We start from the raw sequence: 14,553 nt of genomic DNA on the forward strand, positions 1-14,553 counted from the left end.
AGCACGGCAACGTGTGGAGCTGACGAATACTAATCGGTCGAGGGCTTATCCATTACCCAAGAAAGTGAAGAAAAGCTTCGAAGCAGACTCTAGATACTTTCTCGGGGCCCGTAACAAACGGGAAACTAATTCACAAACTTTACGCATGCATTTCGTATCTAGTTTTCAGGGAACAATACAATTGTTCTTTAGTCTTGGAGAGATACCCAAGTGGCTATAAGGGGACCCTCTGCTAAGGGGTTAGACTGCGTAAGTGGTGCGAGGGTTCGAATCCCTCTCTCTCCGTTGTCCTATGGCGGCGTAGCTCAGCTGGCTAGAGCGTACGGTTCATACCCGTAAGGTCGGGGGTTCGATCCCCTCCGCCGCTACCATAAAAGTTCTTGATTTTTTATGACAAAGTATGATATGATTCGACTTGTGTCACATGGAGGCTTAGCTCAGCTGGGAGAGCATCTGCCTTACAAGCAGAGGGTCGGCGGTTCGATCCCGTCAGCCTCCACCATAGTAATACGCCGTTGTAGCTCAATTGGTAGAGCAACTGACTTGTAATCAGTAGGTTGGGGGTTCAAGTCCTCTCGACGGCACCATCTTTGTCTAATGCGGAGCCGTGGTGTAGAGGCCTAACATGCCTGCCTGTCACGCAGGAGACCGCGGGTTCGAATCCCGTCGGCTCCGCCATTTTTCAAAATAGAAATGCGTAAGATTGGACAAGATATTCTTATAAGGCTCGGTAGCTCAGTCGGTAGAGCAGAGGACTGAAAATCCTCGTGTCGGCGGTTCGATTCCGTCCCGAGCCACCATAGGCGTACTGCAATAGCAGGAAGCCGCATCATATGGAGGCTTAGCGAAGTGGCCAAACGCAGCAGACTGTAAATCTGTTCTCATTGAGTTCGGTGGTTCGAATCCATCAGCCTCCACCATTTCATGTGAGTCATTAGCTCAGTTGGTAGAGCACCTGACTTTTAATCAGGGTGTCGAAGGTTCGAGTCCTTCATGACTCATCTGAAGAGAGACCGTAAGGTCTCTTTTTTGTTTTATGAGCAACTAACAGCATACAACAACATGGAAAAAAGCGGAGCCGCTGGGCCTCGCTTTTTTTAGTATAGACTTCTATGCTATGGATGAAACATCCTTGATAAAGGAACATTTTGTTCATACCGCTACTATGGCCTTCTGTCGTTCTAAATGTCTGGGATCCCTGCAAAGAAAGTACCTGAACAGAATCCAAGACTCCGGTATGAACTCATTTCATCTTCTCTGCGACCGATTTTAGTTTTTGCTCCATAGATGCCTTTTTATCCCGCCGGTCATCGATTTTGATTGACGTAGATACGCGTTCAGCACCGTGGCCGAAAGGAACCTCATGAAGACGGCGGATAACGGTCATCAAATCGTCGAGCTCCCCTTCGATGATGGTGCTCATCGAGGTCATTTCGTAATGAATAGGCTCGTTGGCCTGCTCCAGAACCTTTTGAATATCCGCAACATATTGACTTAAGCTGGTCGTTGCAGTGCCTATGGGGATAATGGTTAATTCAACAATAGCCATGAAAGCTTCCTCCATTGATTGAAAATTAGGTTTGTCTCTCATTGTATCGCTTATGTCAAGAAGCATCAAATAAAAACCTCTTTCCCCCGGATGGAGGCAAGAGGCTTCTTACAGCTCCAAGCGGGCAGCTTGGTTGCGGATGTAATCTGCGGTTCGCGCCGCTAGAGCCATTACGGTATTCGTCGGGTTCCCCGCCCCGGAGGTAACGAATATGCTGGCGTCGCAGACAAACAGATTGGAAATATCATGAGTTTGGCCAAACGAATTCACAACCGATTCCTGCGGGTCATTGCCCATCCGGCAGCCTCCCATCAAATGGGCAGTATCGGAAACGGTCATTTCAGGTTGACCTCCAGCCGCTTCTAAAATATCCTTCATCTTCTGAACTGCGTGTTGGATGAGCCGTTGATCATTTTCGCCATAGCTGAAGGTGACCTTGGCTCTTGGGAGCCCGTAGGAGTCCAGCTCATCGCTTAAGGTTACACGGTTGTCCGGATGGGGAAGCACTTCGCCAACCATGGTGGCTCGACCGTAATAATTATAATCAAGCATGATTTGGCGCAGCCGTGATCCCCAAACCGGAGTGCTGGATGATTGAGTGACGCCTTGAGCGAAGCTGACCGGTCTCGCCCCGTGAGAGTGAAGCGTATAGCCTCTGACGAAGTCATGATCAGGCGATGTTTCATAAAAGTCCTGCGTACTGGCCAAGACGGGAGTTCCTTTGTACAGCCGGATATCCTCCTTGAACTTTGCATACACGTCATGGCTGCTATGGGTCATGATAGCTTTGCCCACCCAACCGCTGCTATTGGCCAGGCCATCGGGAAACCGGCTGTTTGCAGAATTCAGAAGAAGCCGCGGCGTCTCCACTACATAGGCCGAGAGGATGACCAGTTTCGCCTTTTGCTCATACGTTACCCCATTATGAATGAACGTAACGCCTGCCGCTTTTCCGTCGGGTTTCATCAGGACTTGGGTCACCATGCAATCGGCGAGCACCTCGGCGCCGGCACGGATCGCTTTGGGAATATGTACGATGAGAGTGCTGAATTTGGCGTTCGGCATACATCCTTGGTTGCAAAAGCCCCGATTGATGCAAGGCGGTCTGTCCTCAAACGGCGCTGAAAGAATAGCCAGAGGGGTAACCGTAGAACGGATGCCCAGCTTTTCGCACCCTTTTTGGAACATGAAAGCGTTGGGGCTTAATCTATCCCGTTCGGGATAAGGGTAAGGTCCGTGAAAATTCCCCCATGGAAAATGTCTGGGACCGGCCACTGCAATTTCCTTTTCGATCTTGTCGTAATAAGGCGCCAGATCTTCATAACGGATGGGCCAATCTTCCGCTACGCCGTCTCGCGTTCGGGCCAGGAAGTCTGTATCGTGGAACCTTAGGAACACACCTGTAAAATGGACGGTCCCCCCTCCGACCCCTCTGCCCGAGTTATTATGTCCCATCTGCAGCGGGTTATCGCCTGCGACGATTCGGGTATCCTGCCAGCCAAGCCGCTGCATGGACAGCTCGTCACTGGCAAAGTCATGCTGCGGATCAAGGAAAGGCCCGGCATCCAGCACGACTACACTCATTCCGGCTTCGCTGAGCTCCTTGGCCAGCACGCCTCCGGCAGCTCCGGCACCGACGATGACAACATCGACTTCTTGTCCTTCATATTTACGCTTCATTTTTGGGCTTCGCCTCCCATGGGTCCAGCTGCCCGGGATGCATACGTACATATCCCCGAGGATAAGCGGGTCCTCCATACCCAATATCCGACCAAACACGGGGGTGGGAATAATAGGCTTCCGTAGTCAAACGCAGCAGCTTCTGAAAAAAAACGCTTTGAGGAATAGTCTTCCATGTATCGTGCGGCAAGGCGTCATTTTCACTGATGGAGGTCATGATCTGAAGCTGCCGTTCGGTATCTAAATGAAAGAATCGTTCCGTATAAAGAATCTGGCAAGAGTTATCAAGCCCCTCCAGTCCCGCTCTAATGAGCGCCGCAGCGTGGGGAACGTCAGATTTACGTTCGCTTTCTATGCCTGCTGATAAGGTATGGTCGATATGCTCAATGACATACTGTATGATTTCTCCTCTTGCGTCATCCATAAGAAGGGAGCACCAGCTTCGGAGTATTTCCGCTTCAGTTACGGACAAAAACAGATAGTCCCCGCCGGTATGAAGCCTTTCATTGACAATGGTGCGGGTATGCTGATCCCATTCGTGCTGTGCGGACATGACGTCGTACGTAGGGTAACGGCTTAGGTTCGGGTTCATACAAGCTACCTCCAATACATGACTAGTAGGCCAAGAGCACACATGGCGATAAACAAAACGGGCAGAATGACGGGAGGACCGGCCAGGAAGTTGCGCATTTTATACCCTCCGACTCTGACACCGACACCGTGAAAATGAAAATAGAAGCCTACGGTACCGATGACAACACCCACCCACATCAGAAGGGTAAACAGGTAGAAAAGCCACTCCAGCCGGACAAGGGCAAGAACAATACCGGCGAGACTGAATATAGGGGCGGAGATAACAGGCAGCCACATGGATTTGTGATGGAAATTTTGCCGGTAATGGGACAGGGTTACTTGAGCGCCGATCGCTATAAAGGCAATCCCGACAAATAAAATGACCATGCGGTCCAATGTCCAGTAGGTCCAATGCTGCAATGGGGCTTCCTCCATTCGTCATACGGTTAGTTTTTTAGGGCAGTTGAGGGTAGGTTAGAGAGCCGTAAGGCATAAGAGCAATGGATTTGCCTTGTCCGGAAATCGATTCGGTAAAAGCGGCTTGTATATCGTCCACAGGCAAGAGGCCCAGCAGCTCTACAATAGGACGGGGCAGCGCCGAATAAAGGTAAACGCGCTGTTGGGTCAAAACCTCGTCCAAATGAAGGATTTTATGAGCGCCCAGCTGAAACTCCCGCTTCAGTTGATCTACCATGGTTTGGCGGTCCTTCATCGTCTCTACCCAGAATTGAAAGATGCCGTTCCCGAACATTTCCGGGCATTCCGCCGCCATAATAATCGTTCCGCCCGTTCTCGTTAGAGCCGATGCATTACGAAGCGCCTTGATGGCTTGATACAGCTGGAGATCTTTGGGATGCCCGCCTGGAGAAACCACCGTAAGGTCGTAGGTTTGCTTAACAGGGACCACGAAACGGGATGCAGCTTGGCTGATTAATGCTTGGTGTGCTGCCGTAATATGGCCTGCTGCGGCCTCCAGCACATGCTTCTCATGGTCGACAACGACATTAAGCATAAAATCGACCGTAATAAAGCGGAGTGCTTCCTCCATATCTTGATGAATCGGATTGTCAGGATGACCTGGAACTGCCTTGAATTGCTGCGATAAGCTATGGTTATGCTCAATGCATCTTCTGGAGGCGATTCCCGGTACGACGGCTTTGATTCCGCCCGATATTCCCGCCAAAGCGTGGGGCTCCATATTGCCGGTTGCGATTCGAAGATCGGCCTTGACGGCCAGCCGGTTGATTTCAATCGGCGTCCCGAAGGAGGTGGTTCCAAGCCGAATGCAGTCCTCGGCTGCGGCCGAGTGGTTGTGAACCCGGATCCGCTTGTAGACGGCCGGCCCTACGAGCTGCTCCATTTCTTCCCGCGTATGCTTCCGATGCATGCCCAGGGCAATGATAATATCAATCGATGGGTCCGGGATGCCCGCTTGGTTCAACTCCTCCAATAGCGGAGGAAGAAGCAGATGACTCGGACTAAGCCTGGTTCCGTCACTAATGATAATAACGGCGCTATGACGCCCTGCCGCAAGCTCGGAGAGCCTCGGTGACCGGATGGGCTGGGACAGTGCTTTAAGAATCCGGTTCCGGGACGAAAGTTGCTTCTCCTCGGTTTGGTCTGCCCGGTAAGTGATGATATCCACTGGCAGGCTTTCGGGTACTGAAAGAGGTATGGTCGTCTTGCCATAAGGTAAATGGAAAATTGCGGCGGCCCCCTAGTCGAGATTCGAACAGTTCAATTATTACCAAACCGATCGAAAATATCCTGCGAAGCCGTTACTATTTTCAGTCAACAGATCGGGTTGTGGCTTGCTCTGGAAGGGGGATAAGCAGGCTTCGCGGATGCCGGGGGTCGGCGAAGCATTTTTGGTTTTATGCTGTGCTTTTTTTTGCTATGATGAAGGTATATAGATAAATACACTTACGTTGGGAGTTCGGGTATGGACTGGGAACCGTTAAGGCAGCAGCTTGAACAAATATTTGATGCACCCGTAAGGTTGACGAGATGGACATGGGAGCAATGGCTCCGTGAGGCGGATACAGAGGCTCTCGGCAAAGGAGCGCCGCCCAAAAGCTTGCAGAAGGAGCAGCAGCTCATTTTTTTGCTGAATAAGGATCATGCGGATGCCATCGTGCTAAGCATTGAAGCGAACCGGGTGAATCAGGCGGAGCGCCGGCTGATCGAGCTGATGCTGGAATCCAACCGGATGCAGGAGAAGAAGCCGGTCCTTTCTATCAGCGAAGAAGAGCGCAGGGTTGGCATGGTCCGCGACTGGTTCAAGCAGCAGCAGGATTTGGGCTTAACCAATGCAGAGATGCCGGACACGCTGGTATCGCAATTATCTTTATACTCTACTAAAATTCCACTTCTGCTGTATGGAGACTATTCACAGTCCAGGAGAGTCAGCTACCAGGAGCTCAAGAAGCTGCTGGAGTCGTTCTTTGATTCGGAGATCGTGCTTATTCCGTTAATGGACAAGGAATGGCTTATTCTCGGTTCGGAAAAAATGCTGACGATGGATACCAGCGATGAACGGGATTATGGCGAGGAGGATAGTCTGGAGGATACGCTCGCCGCTATCGGTTACGGCCTCCATGAAATGCTCGAAAACGAATGGGTCGGCGACAGCCACCTGGCCATTCACTATCCGATTATGCCGTCCAAATCTCTTTACGCTACGGTGCTGCAGCTAAGAGAAACGATGATGCTCGGCCGTACTTACCACATGGGCAGTAATATGCATCTTCCATGGATGCTGCAGCTGGAGAAGTTGATTAACCTGATTCCCGAGGGGGAGAAGGCGAGCTTCCTCGAACGCGTGCTGAAGCGGCTGGATGCGGTTCTCGATGCGGAGACGATGACGACGCTGGAGCAGTTTTTTCAATTGGACTGTAATGTCAGTGAAACGGCCAAGAAGCTCTACATTCACCGGAATACGTTATTATATCGATTGGACAAGTTCAAGCAGGAGACTGGACTGGATGTCCGGACCTTTAACGACGCGGTTTTGGTCAAGATCGCATTGCTATTGTACAAAGTAACGAAAAGAAAGTGATTTTTTTGTGAAGATTGTGCATAGTCACAAAACCATTCCTACGGTAAGATAGCAATATAACTTGATACTAAAATTCGTAGGGGGAATAAACCATGGCAGGTGTACGTTTAAACCACATCGTTAAAAGATACGCAGGTGCTGAAGAAGCGACAGTGAAAGATTTCCATCTTGAAATCAAAGATAAAGAGTTCTTGGTTCTTGTAGGCGCATCCGGTTGCGGTAAGTCCACAACTCTTCGTATGATTGCAGGTTTGGAAGAGATCACTGAAGGCGAACTTTACATTGGCGACCGTTTGGTAAACGACGTTGCACCGAAAGACCGCGACATCGCGATGGTTTTCCAATCTTACGCTTTGTATCCGCACATGAACGTGTATCAAAACATGGCTTTTGGTTTGAAGCTTCGTAAGTTCAAAAAAGCCGACATCGAAGCTCGCGTACGCGAAGCTGCAAAAATTCTTGACATCGAGCATTTGCTGGATCGTAAGCCAAAAGCTCTTTCCGGTGGTCAACGTCAGCGGGTTGCCTTGGGCCGTGCGATCGTTCGTGAACCGCAAGTGTTCTTGATGGATGAGCCGTTGTCCAACCTGGATGCTAAATTGCGCGTACAGATGCGTGCTGAAATCGGCAAATTGCACAAACGTCTTGAAACAACTATTATCTACGTAACGCATGACCAGACAGAAGCTATGACCATGGGCGATCGTATCGTCGTTATGGATAAAGGGATCATTCAACAAGCGGCTACTCCGGAAGAAATTTACAACTTCCCGTTGAACATGTTCGTTGCAGGCTTCATCGGATCTCCATCCATGAACTTTGTTCCTGGTTCTTTGGCGGAGCAAGGCGGCAGCGTCTACTTCAAAGCTAACGGCGTTAGTGTCGAAATTCCAGAAGGCAAAGCAAAATTGCTTCGCGAAAAAGGCTACATCGGTAAAGAAGTGGTTATGGGTGTTCGTCCTGAGGATTTCCATGAAGAGCCGGTATTCCTGGAAGCTTCCCCTAACACTATCGTGAACGCTCACATCGAGGTTTCCGAGAATTTGGGTCACGAAATGCTATTGCACTTGAACGGCATTGGCAAAAACAGTGTCGTAGCTCGTGTTGACGGCCGTGCAAGCGTCAAAGAAGGCACAAACGTGAAGTTGGCGATCGATATGAACAAAGTTCACTTCTTCGATCCACAAACTACTTTGTCTATCCTTGTAAACAACTAATTGATATAAACTGAGGACCAGTCGTAATGGCTGGTCCTTTTTTGGTATTGCTTGTCGTTTGCCAGGACCCCCGCAAAGGATCGGCCGAAGGATGCAAAGGGCGCCCAAAAAAAAGCCCTCTTGCATAGCAAGAGGAGCTAGTTAGGGACCTTAAAGCGAAGGCTCATTCTCTAGGCTAGGTGGAGCAGATGCACCATCACAAAGCCTAATCCGGATAGCAATACGGAGCCGATAAGCCCTGCGGCGAAGGACTTCATGCCCAGTCGGCGGAATGCGGCAAGATCGACACCGAGACCGAGTCCGGCCATGGCCATTGCGATAAGCATATAAGCAGCCGTAACCAGAGCGCTTGCTGCAGCTTCCGGAACGATATTAAGCGAATGGATCCCGCTCACGACGAGGAACCCGAGAATAAACCAGGGAATCGGGATGGATTTCCATGATGCTGCAGCTGAACCCGTCCCTTCCTCGCGCTGGGAACGATTGGCCCAAATGCCGATGACAATGGCAACGGGAACAAGCAGTGCGACACGAGTGAGCTTAACGATAACCGCCATATCTACCGCATCGTTCCCTCCTGGCGCCGAGGCGGCAATAACGTGGGCAATTTCGTGAAGGGTAGCTCCTGAGAACACTCCGTAACCCAGAGGGGAAAGACCCATAACAGGGAACAGGAGCGTATAGAACAGAGTAAATATCGTTCCCAGAATAGCAACGATGGCAGCGCCTATGGCCGTTTCTTCATCTCTGGCTTTAATTTGAGGCGCTATGGCGACGACGGCGGCAGCCCCGCAAATGGCGGTTCCGCAGGCCGTCAAAATGCCCAGTCCTTTTTCTACCTTAAATAAACGGGTCAGTCCATAGACGACACTCAGCGTAAACACGATGACGATAACGGCCAGTACAAATACTTTCGGTCCGGCGTGAACAATATCCACCAGGTTGAGACGCATTCCCAGGAGGATTATGCCTAGCCTGAGCAGCTTTTTGCTGGAAAACTGGGTTCCTGCTGCAGCCCTGGCCGGCACGCCAATGGATGCCCTCCAAATGATGCCTAGTAATATGGCAATGACCAGCTGACCCATAATGCTCAGGAACGGAAAGCCGGACAAAAATTTCGCAGCCAATGCAATCAGCAAGGTTAAAGCGATGCCTATGAGGAAACCGACCCACGGTTTGCTTTGTTTTTGCGAGGAAAGCGCCTGTGCTTGACTCATGGTACTATCGACTCCTTTTTCTTTAACTTGCCTCTAACTATAAGATGAGCAGAAAGAAAAGTGAAATACCGATATGCTATGCGTAGGATTAGTTATTGTTATGCTTCAAGCGCGGATTATACGGGATTGTTCCGTTGGAATGAAAAGGATACAATGGGGATTACAGCAGGATGAGCTTTGCAGGCAGGGCAGACAGCGAAGGAGCAGGTTATGATTGTAGATACATTAAGAGTGTTCGTCATGGTAGTAGAACAGAGCCATTTCTCACGGGCCGCTGAAATGCTGAATCTTTCTCAGCCAGGGGTCAGTTTGCATATACGCAATTTGGAAAATGAATTCGGCGCCAAGCTTGTTCACCGCTCCTCCAAACAGGTAAAGGTTACGGAAGCGGGGGAGATATTGTATCAACAGGCAAAGCAAATGCTGGCCCTCTATGATTCGGCGAAGGAAGCCATACGCCTATTGCGCGATGAGGTGGCCGGAACATTGAAGATAGGGGCGAGCCTGACGATCGGGGAATATGTGCTGCCCCGGTTTTTGGCGGAATTCACAGCTCAGTACCCGCAAATCGATATTAGCGTGACGATCGGGAATACGGAGGAAATTGCCCAAGCGGTTCGTTCCCATGAACTGGATATTGGTCTGGTTGAAGGGAAAGTGGAGTATGCCGAAATTGAACTGCAGCCCCCTTTTATGGAAGATGAGTTGGTTCTTGTCGCTCCGGCGGACCACCCGTTATGTGCCGTGAAAAAAGCCGTCGATATCGGGATGCTCCAGGATCATGTATGGGTCTTGAGGGAACCCGGATCGGGAACAAGAGCGTTCAGCGATCAATTCATGGAGAAAACGGGCATCAGAATGAGGCGTTCCTACGTATTCAGCAGCAGTCAAGGGGTAAAGGAAGCCGTTGTCGCGGGTCTTGGGATTGCCATGCTGTCCAGGCTTGTCGTACGCAAGGAGCTGGAGACAGGGGAATTATGCAGCATTCCGGTGAAACAGACCCGGCTGCTCCGGGATTTCAGGCTTCTGCAGGACAAAAGATCGGCCGTAGAAACGATGGCAGCCAAAATGTTTATTCAAAAGCTTAGACAATTTCAAGGATAGCAGCGTTAAATCTTCCATAGATGAAATCCCAAAGCTTGTTGATTTATGCTTGTATTTTTTATACGATGGGATTATTGGGAAAACGAAGGAGACGGAACAAAGATGCCTAGAAAAGTAAAAGTATCTGACTTGGTTGAAGAGTTTCACCTCGAAGTGATTTGCGGTGAGGGCGGTCTTAAACGTCCCATTACTGTCGCTGACTTATATCGCCCCGGGCTGGTTATGGCGGGCTTTTACGAATTCCATCCGACAGAACGGGTGCAGATTCTCGGGAAAACGGAGCTGACCTTCTTTGACGGTTTAACTTCGGATGACCGAATGACCCGGATGAGAAAGCTGTGCGAGCCGGAGGAGACACCTTGTATTTTGATCAGCCGGGGGCTGGATGTTCCAATCGAGCTATTGGCCGCCGCCAATGATTGCAATATTCCGGTGCTTCGTACCAAAGTGTCGACCACCATCCTGGCGAGCCGCATTACGGGGTTTCTGGAAAATAAATTGGCCCCTTCTACAACGATTCACGGCGTTCTTGTAGACGTTTACGGTATCGGGATGCTGATTTCAGGCAGCAGCGGTATCGGTAAGAGCGAAACGGCTCTGGAGCTTGTTAAGCGGGGACATCGTTTGATTGCGGACGATGCGGTAGAAATTCGCCAGACGGCGGACCATGTACTTAACGGAAATGCGCCTGAGTTGATCCGCCATCTGCTTGAAATCCGCGGTGTCGGTATTATTAACGTTATGACCCTGTTCGGCGCAGGGGCGGTTCGTAACGTGAAGAAGATCTCCGTTGTTGTCAAGCTGGAGACTTGGCAGCAGGAGAAGCAATACGACCGTCTTGGTCTGGATGAGGAAACGACCCGCATTATTGACACCGACGTTCCTCTGGTTACCATTCCGGTTCGTCCGGGACGTAACCTGGCGGTCATTATTGAAGTGGCGGCGATGAACTTCCGTCTGAAACGGATGGGCTATAACGCGGCGCTTCAGTTCACGAACAAGCTGACCGAATCGTTGTCGGAAGATATCGACGATATGGAATAATTAGAATGCTGAGTCATTCTTATGAAGGAGGAGCAACATGCTGCTGGCAATTAATCCTATCGCGTTCGGCATAGGATCTCTGCAGGTACATTGGTACGGAATTATTCTGGGAACGGCGGCTCTCGTCGGACTTCTGTTGGCTATTCAGGAAGGCAAACGGTTCGGAATGAATCCGGATTTTTTCATGGATTTGGTGCTGATAGGCGTTCCTTCAGCCATTATCGGGGCCCGGATTTATTATGTAGCGTTCAAATGGGAAGATTACAGAGATAATTTATCGGAAATTATTAAAGTATGGCATGGCGGGATCGCCATATATGGTGCTCTGATAGGAGCGATCATAGCAGCTCTTATTTATGTCCGGAGAAAAGGATACTCGTTCTGGCGCATTGCCGATATTTGCGCTCCCGGGTTAATCGTCGGACAAGCGATCGGACGTTGGGGCAACTTTATGAACCAGGAAGCTCACGGCGGGCCTGTCAGCGAGACCTTCTTGAGGAACTCGCTTCATCTGCCGGATTTCATTGTGAATCAAATGTTCATCGACGGACAGTTCTACCATCCTACCTTCTTGTATGAGTCGCTGTGGAATATTGTAGGGCTGGTACTGCTCCTTATCCTGCGCAGAAGGCCTTTCCTGCGTGCAGGGGAGCTGTTTATGAGCTATTTCATCTGGTATTCCATCGGCCGTTTCTTCGTGGAAGGTCTGAGAACGGATAGTCTGGACTTCACGGGTCCGGAATGGCTGGCTTCCTTAATGAACGGTTTGTGGGCGCCGATGACATGGATGGGCTTCGAGCCCGGATACATGACGTACGGCGGCAATGTTAGAATTTCGCAGCTATTGGCCGTACTGATTGTTATTGCAGCCTTCATTCTGATGTTCGTTCGCAGAAAGACCGGGGCGGCATCGGCTCGCTATTCCGATCCGATCGAGCGAGTGAAGGGAAAGGATACACAAGAGCATCCGTCTGGCGGCCCTAAGGATACTGTGGAATCATCCGCTTCCGCTAAGCCGTCGGACCCTACTACGGATCATTAAGAGAAAGCCGTAAGGCTCTCTCTACCCGAACAGCATGATAAAGGAGCTTAATTCATGATTCATACGATGTTATTTGACCTCGATGGAACGATACTCGATACGAATGAGCTGATCATTCAATCGTTTTTGCATACGTTTGAAGGTGTAACGAAAGAGCCGGTTACCCGCGAGCATATTATTCCCAATATGGGAAGGCCGCTTGTGGAGCAAATGCAGTTCTTCTCCGGTAGAGATACGGTGGATGACCTGGTGCAGAAATACCGGAAGTTCAATGTCGAAAAGCATGACGAACTGGTAAAGGAATTCCCGCATGTTCGTGATACGCTTGCACGTCTGCATGCCGCGGGCATCAAACTGGGCGTCGTGACGAGCAAAGTAAGGCTGACTACGGAGATGGGCTTGAAGCTATGCGGCATTTACGATTATTTCGGTGCGATTGTAACAGTAGATGAAGTGCAGCGCGCGAAGCCGGATCCGGAAGGAATACGCAAGGCGCTGAAGGAGCTTGGCTCCGATACGTCGGGAGCGTTAATGGTCGGTGACAGCCACTATGATCTGGAGGCCGCCCATAATGCGGGAATCCCTGCTGTAGGCGTTGCCTGGTCCTTGAAGGGAATCCCTTATTTAAAGCAATACAATCCGACCTATATTATTGACGATATAAGAGAACTGCTTCCTATTGCAGGAATCGAGGAGAGTTCGCTTGAGACAAACAGATAGATTTTCGGTGGAAGGACCGAATTCATTATGGCAAATGTACAGGACCGTCAGCTTTTGGAAGGCGGTCCGCAATTTTATCTTTATCCAATTGACGCGGTATGCACCCTTCTTGTCCTTTAAGCGCTGGATTTACCGCCATGTGCTTGGGATGAAGGTGGGGGAGCATACCTCCTTTGCGTTAATGGTTATGGTGGATGTATTCTTCCCTGAACGAATCGAGGTCGGAAGCAATTCTATTATCGGATACAATACTACGATATTGACGCATGAATACTTGATTAAGGAATACCGGATAGGCACCGTGCGTATCGGGTCGAACGTAATGATCGGAGCGAACACGACAATACTGCCGGGGGTCACGATCGGTGACCATGCGGTGATTGGGGCGGGATCCGTCGTTCATAAGGATGTAGCGGCGTACAGCTTTGTCGCGGGAAATCCGCTGCGTGTTATCCGCGAAGATGTGAGAGAGGGACAATCTACAGAGGGGACGGGGAACAAGAATGAAGTTTAGACCATGTATTGATCTTCATCAGGGGAAAGTGAAGCAAATTGTAGGGGAAACGCTGAATGCAGGTCAGCAGGGAGTCGTTGAAAATTTCGTATCCGAGTATGATTCCGCTTACTATGCCGACATGTTCAAGCAGGATCGTCTGTTAGGCGGACATGTCATCATGCTGGGCGGCGGCAATGAAGAAGCGGCTGTGAAAGCGCTGCGCCAGTATGAAGGAGGGCTCCAGATCGGGGGCGGCATCACATCGGACAATGCGGCTTATTATTTGGAGCAGGGAGCATCGCATGTTATCGTCACCTCTTACATTTTCCGTGACGGAGAGCTGAATACCGGCAACCTGAACAGCATCGTGTCCGAGGTCGGGAAAGACCGGTTAGTGATCGATTTAAGCTGTAAGGAAAAAGACGGCAAATGGTACGTGGTCACCAACCAATGGAAGACGTTCAGCAATTTTGAAGTGAGTCCGGATAATATCCGTTATTTGGAGCAGTTTTGCGACGAGTTTCTCGTTCACGCAGTGGATGTGGAGGGCAAACAGTCCGGCATTCAGCAAAGTCTGGTCCGTCATCTAGCCGAATGTGTGTCGATCCCTACGACGTATGCGGGGGGAGCAAGGTCTATGGAGGATATGGAGCTGTTCCGGTCGCTTTGTGATGGAAAGCTGGATATTACGATAGGCAGCGCATTGGATATCTTCGGGGGGAAGCTGTCCTACAAAGATGTAGTGGCTTATTCCAATAATCAATAATTCATATCCCGCGTCCGGAGCAAGCCGGGTCCGCTGAATGACAGACAGTTGCGGTTTGGCATTGTCCCGCTTCATCATGTATAAGGT

14 protein-coding genes and 8 tRNA genes are annotated in these 14,553 nt (G+C 50.2%); 16 read left to right on the top strand and 6 right to left on the bottom strand.

Translation table 11 applies throughout. From position 1 onward, the window contains the following. Nucleotides 1–196: 196 nt before the first annotated feature. From ABEA66_RS24780 to ABEA66_RS24815, 8 genes are all read left to right on the top strand, one after another. Nucleotides 197–285: transfer RNA gene (locus ABEA66_RS24780), tRNA-Ser, on the top strand. 9 nt (nt 286–294) lie between these two features. Then, a tRNA-Met gene (locus ABEA66_RS24785) sits at nt 295–371 on the top strand. A gap of 55 nt (nt 372–426) precedes the next feature. Beyond that, nucleotides 427–502 (top strand) — tRNA-Val (locus ABEA66_RS24790). A gap of 9 nt (nt 503–511) precedes the next feature. Continuing rightward, nucleotides 512–587 (top strand) — tRNA-Thr (locus ABEA66_RS24795). 14 nt (nt 588–601) lie between these two features. Then, nucleotides 602–678, top strand: a tRNA-Asp gene (locus ABEA66_RS24800). A 46-nt stretch (nt 679–724) separates the two neighbouring features. Beyond that, a tRNA-Phe gene (locus ABEA66_RS24805) sits at nt 725–800 on the top strand. Nucleotides 801–835: 35 nt separating this feature from the next. Beyond that, nucleotides 836–920 (top strand) — tRNA-Tyr (locus ABEA66_RS24810). 8 nt (nt 921–928) lie between these two features. Beyond that, a tRNA-Lys gene (locus ABEA66_RS24815) sits at nt 929–1,001 on the top strand. Nucleotides 1,002–1,243: 242 nt separating this feature from the next. Here ABEA66_RS24815 and ABEA66_RS24820 read toward each other — a convergent pair. The 5 genes from ABEA66_RS24820 to ABEA66_RS24840 all read right to left on the bottom strand — a co-directional run bounded on the left by ABEA66_RS24820 (nt 1,244) and on the right by ABEA66_RS24840 (nt 5,507). After that, entirely contained in the window at nt 1,244–1,549 is a 306-nt protein-coding gene (locus ABEA66_RS24820; RefSeq protein WP_345591758.1) for an MTH1187 family thiamine-binding protein, read from the bottom strand. A 108-nt stretch (nt 1,550–1,657) separates the two neighbouring features. Beyond that, complete coding sequence (locus ABEA66_RS24825; RefSeq protein WP_345591760.1) at nt 1,658–3,229, bottom strand: GMC family oxidoreductase; 1,572 nt, start codon at nt 3,227–3,229, stop codon at nt 1,658–1,660. After that, nucleotides 3,219–3,821, bottom strand: coding sequence for a gluconate 2-dehydrogenase subunit 3 family protein (locus tag ABEA66_RS24830; RefSeq protein ID WP_345591762.1), 603 nt, complete (start codon nt 3,819–3,821; stop codon nt 3,219–3,221). Before ABEA66_RS24830 ends, ABEA66_RS24825 begins: the two co-directional genes overlap by 11 nt. Before the next feature lie 5 nt (nt 3,822–3,826). Further along, the gene (locus ABEA66_RS24835) at nt 3,827–4,222 is read right to left on the bottom strand and encodes a hypothetical protein (RefSeq protein ID WP_377739706.1); all 396 of its coding nucleotides are present in this window, start codon (nt 4,220–4,222) and stop codon (nt 3,827–3,829) included. 34 nt (nt 4,223–4,256) lie between these two features. Then, nucleotides 4,257–5,507, bottom strand: coding sequence for a nickel-dependent lactate racemase family protein (locus tag ABEA66_RS24840; protein ID WP_345592299.1), 1,251 nt, complete (start codon nt 5,505–5,507; stop codon nt 4,257–4,259). A gap of 237 nt (nt 5,508–5,744) precedes the next feature. On the opposite strand from ABEA66_RS24840, the gene ABEA66_RS24845 reads away from it, so the two are divergent. Further along, entirely contained in the window at nt 5,745–6,860 is a 1,116-nt protein-coding gene (locus ABEA66_RS24845) for a PucR family transcriptional regulator (RefSeq protein ID WP_345591764.1), read from the top strand. 92 nt (nt 6,861–6,952) lie between these two features. Beyond that, complete coding sequence (locus tag ABEA66_RS24850; RefSeq protein ID WP_079914625.1) at nt 6,953–8,077, top strand: ABC transporter ATP-binding protein; 1,125 nt, start codon at nt 6,953–6,955, stop codon at nt 8,075–8,077. A gap of 170 nt (nt 8,078–8,247) precedes the next feature. Here ABEA66_RS24850 and ABEA66_RS24855 read toward each other — a convergent pair whose 3' ends face one another. Next, entirely contained in the window at nt 8,248–9,294 is a 1,047-nt protein-coding gene (locus ABEA66_RS24855) for a YeiH family protein (protein ID WP_345591767.1), read from the bottom strand. Nucleotides 9,295–9,504: 210 nt separating this feature from the next. On the opposite strand from ABEA66_RS24855, the gene ABEA66_RS24860 reads away from it, so the two are divergent. The 6 genes from ABEA66_RS24860 to hisA all read left to right on the top strand — a co-directional run bounded on the left by ABEA66_RS24860 (nt 9,505) and on the right by hisA (nt 14,466). After that, entirely contained in the window at nt 9,505–10,398 is an 894-nt protein-coding gene (locus ABEA66_RS24860; RefSeq protein ID WP_345592301.1) for a LysR family transcriptional regulator, read from the top strand. 102 nt (nt 10,399–10,500) lie between these two features. Continuing rightward, nucleotides 10,501–11,442 carry an HPr(Ser) kinase/phosphatase gene (gene hprK / locus ABEA66_RS24865; RefSeq protein ID WP_345591769.1) on the top strand — a complete coding sequence of 314 codons (942 nt, stop codon included), beginning with the start codon at nt 10,501–10,503 and terminating at the stop codon, nt 11,440–11,442. Nucleotides 11,443–11,479: 37 nt separating this feature from the next. Next, entirely contained in the window at nt 11,480–12,484 is a 1,005-nt protein-coding gene (lgt, locus tag ABEA66_RS24870) for a prolipoprotein diacylglyceryl transferase (RefSeq protein ID WP_079914628.1), read from the top strand. Between the two features lie 54 nt (nt 12,485–12,538). Further along, nucleotides 12,539–13,204, top strand: coding sequence for a pyrophosphatase PpaX (ppaX, locus tag ABEA66_RS24875; RefSeq protein ID WP_079914629.1), 666 nt, complete (start codon nt 12,539–12,541; stop codon nt 13,202–13,204). Next, nucleotides 13,188–13,718 carry an acyltransferase gene (locus tag ABEA66_RS24880; protein ID WP_079914630.1) on the top strand — a complete coding sequence of 177 codons (531 nt, stop codon included), beginning with the start codon at nt 13,188–13,190 and terminating at the stop codon, nt 13,716–13,718. Before ppaX ends, ABEA66_RS24880 begins: the two co-directional genes overlap by 17 nt. Continuing rightward, nucleotides 13,708–14,466: a phosphoribosylformimino-5-aminoimidazole carboxamide ribotide isomerase gene (gene hisA, locus ABEA66_RS24885; protein ID WP_345591774.1), complete on the top strand. Its 759-nt coding sequence runs from the start codon at nt 13,708–13,710 to the stop codon at nt 14,464–14,466. The genes ABEA66_RS24880 and hisA overlap by 11 nt, the downstream gene beginning before the upstream one ends. The last annotated feature ends 87 nt before the right edge of the window (nt 14,467–14,553 follow it).

The organism is Paenibacillus vulneris, from assembly GCF_039543185.1.
Classification (GTDB): Bacteria; Bacillota; Bacilli; order Paenibacillales; family NBRC-103111; genus Paenibacillus_S; species Paenibacillus_S vulneris.

Coding starts and splice junctions, on each gene's coding strand:
- ABEA66_RS24820 (WP_345591758.1), bottom strand. CDS start 1,549: ATGGCTATTGTTGAATTAACCATTATCCCCATAGGCACTGCAACGACC.
- ABEA66_RS24825 (WP_345591760.1), bottom strand. CDS start 3,229: ATGAAGCGTAAATATGAAGGACAAGAAGTCGATGTTGTCATCGTCGGT.
- ABEA66_RS24830 (WP_345591762.1), bottom strand. CDS start 3,821: ATGAACCCGAACCTAAGCCGTTACCCTACGTACGACGTCATGTCCGCA.
- ABEA66_RS24845 (WP_345591764.1), top strand. CDS start 5,745: ATGGACTGGGAACCGTTAAGGCAGCAGCTTGAACAAATATTTGATGCA.
- ABEA66_RS24850 (WP_079914625.1), top strand. CDS start 6,953: ATGGCAGGTGTACGTTTAAACCACATCGTTAAAAGATACGCAGGTGCT.
- ABEA66_RS24855 (WP_345591767.1), bottom strand. CDS start 9,294: ATGAGTCAAGCACAGGCGCTTTCCTCGCAAAAACAAAGCAAACCGTGG.
- ABEA66_RS24860 (WP_345592301.1), top strand. CDS start 9,505: ATGATTGTAGATACATTAAGAGTGTTCGTCATGGTAGTAGAACAGAGC.
- hprK (WP_345591769.1), top strand. CDS start 10,501: ATGCCTAGAAAAGTAAAAGTATCTGACTTGGTTGAAGAGTTTCACCTC.
- lgt (WP_079914628.1), top strand. CDS start 11,480: ATGCTGCTGGCAATTAATCCTATCGCGTTCGGCATAGGATCTCTGCAG.
- ppaX (WP_079914629.1), top strand. CDS start 12,539: ATGATTCATACGATGTTATTTGACCTCGATGGAACGATACTCGATACG.
- hisA (WP_345591774.1), top strand. CDS start 13,708: ATGAAGTTTAGACCATGTATTGATCTTCATCAGGGGAAAGTGAAGCAA.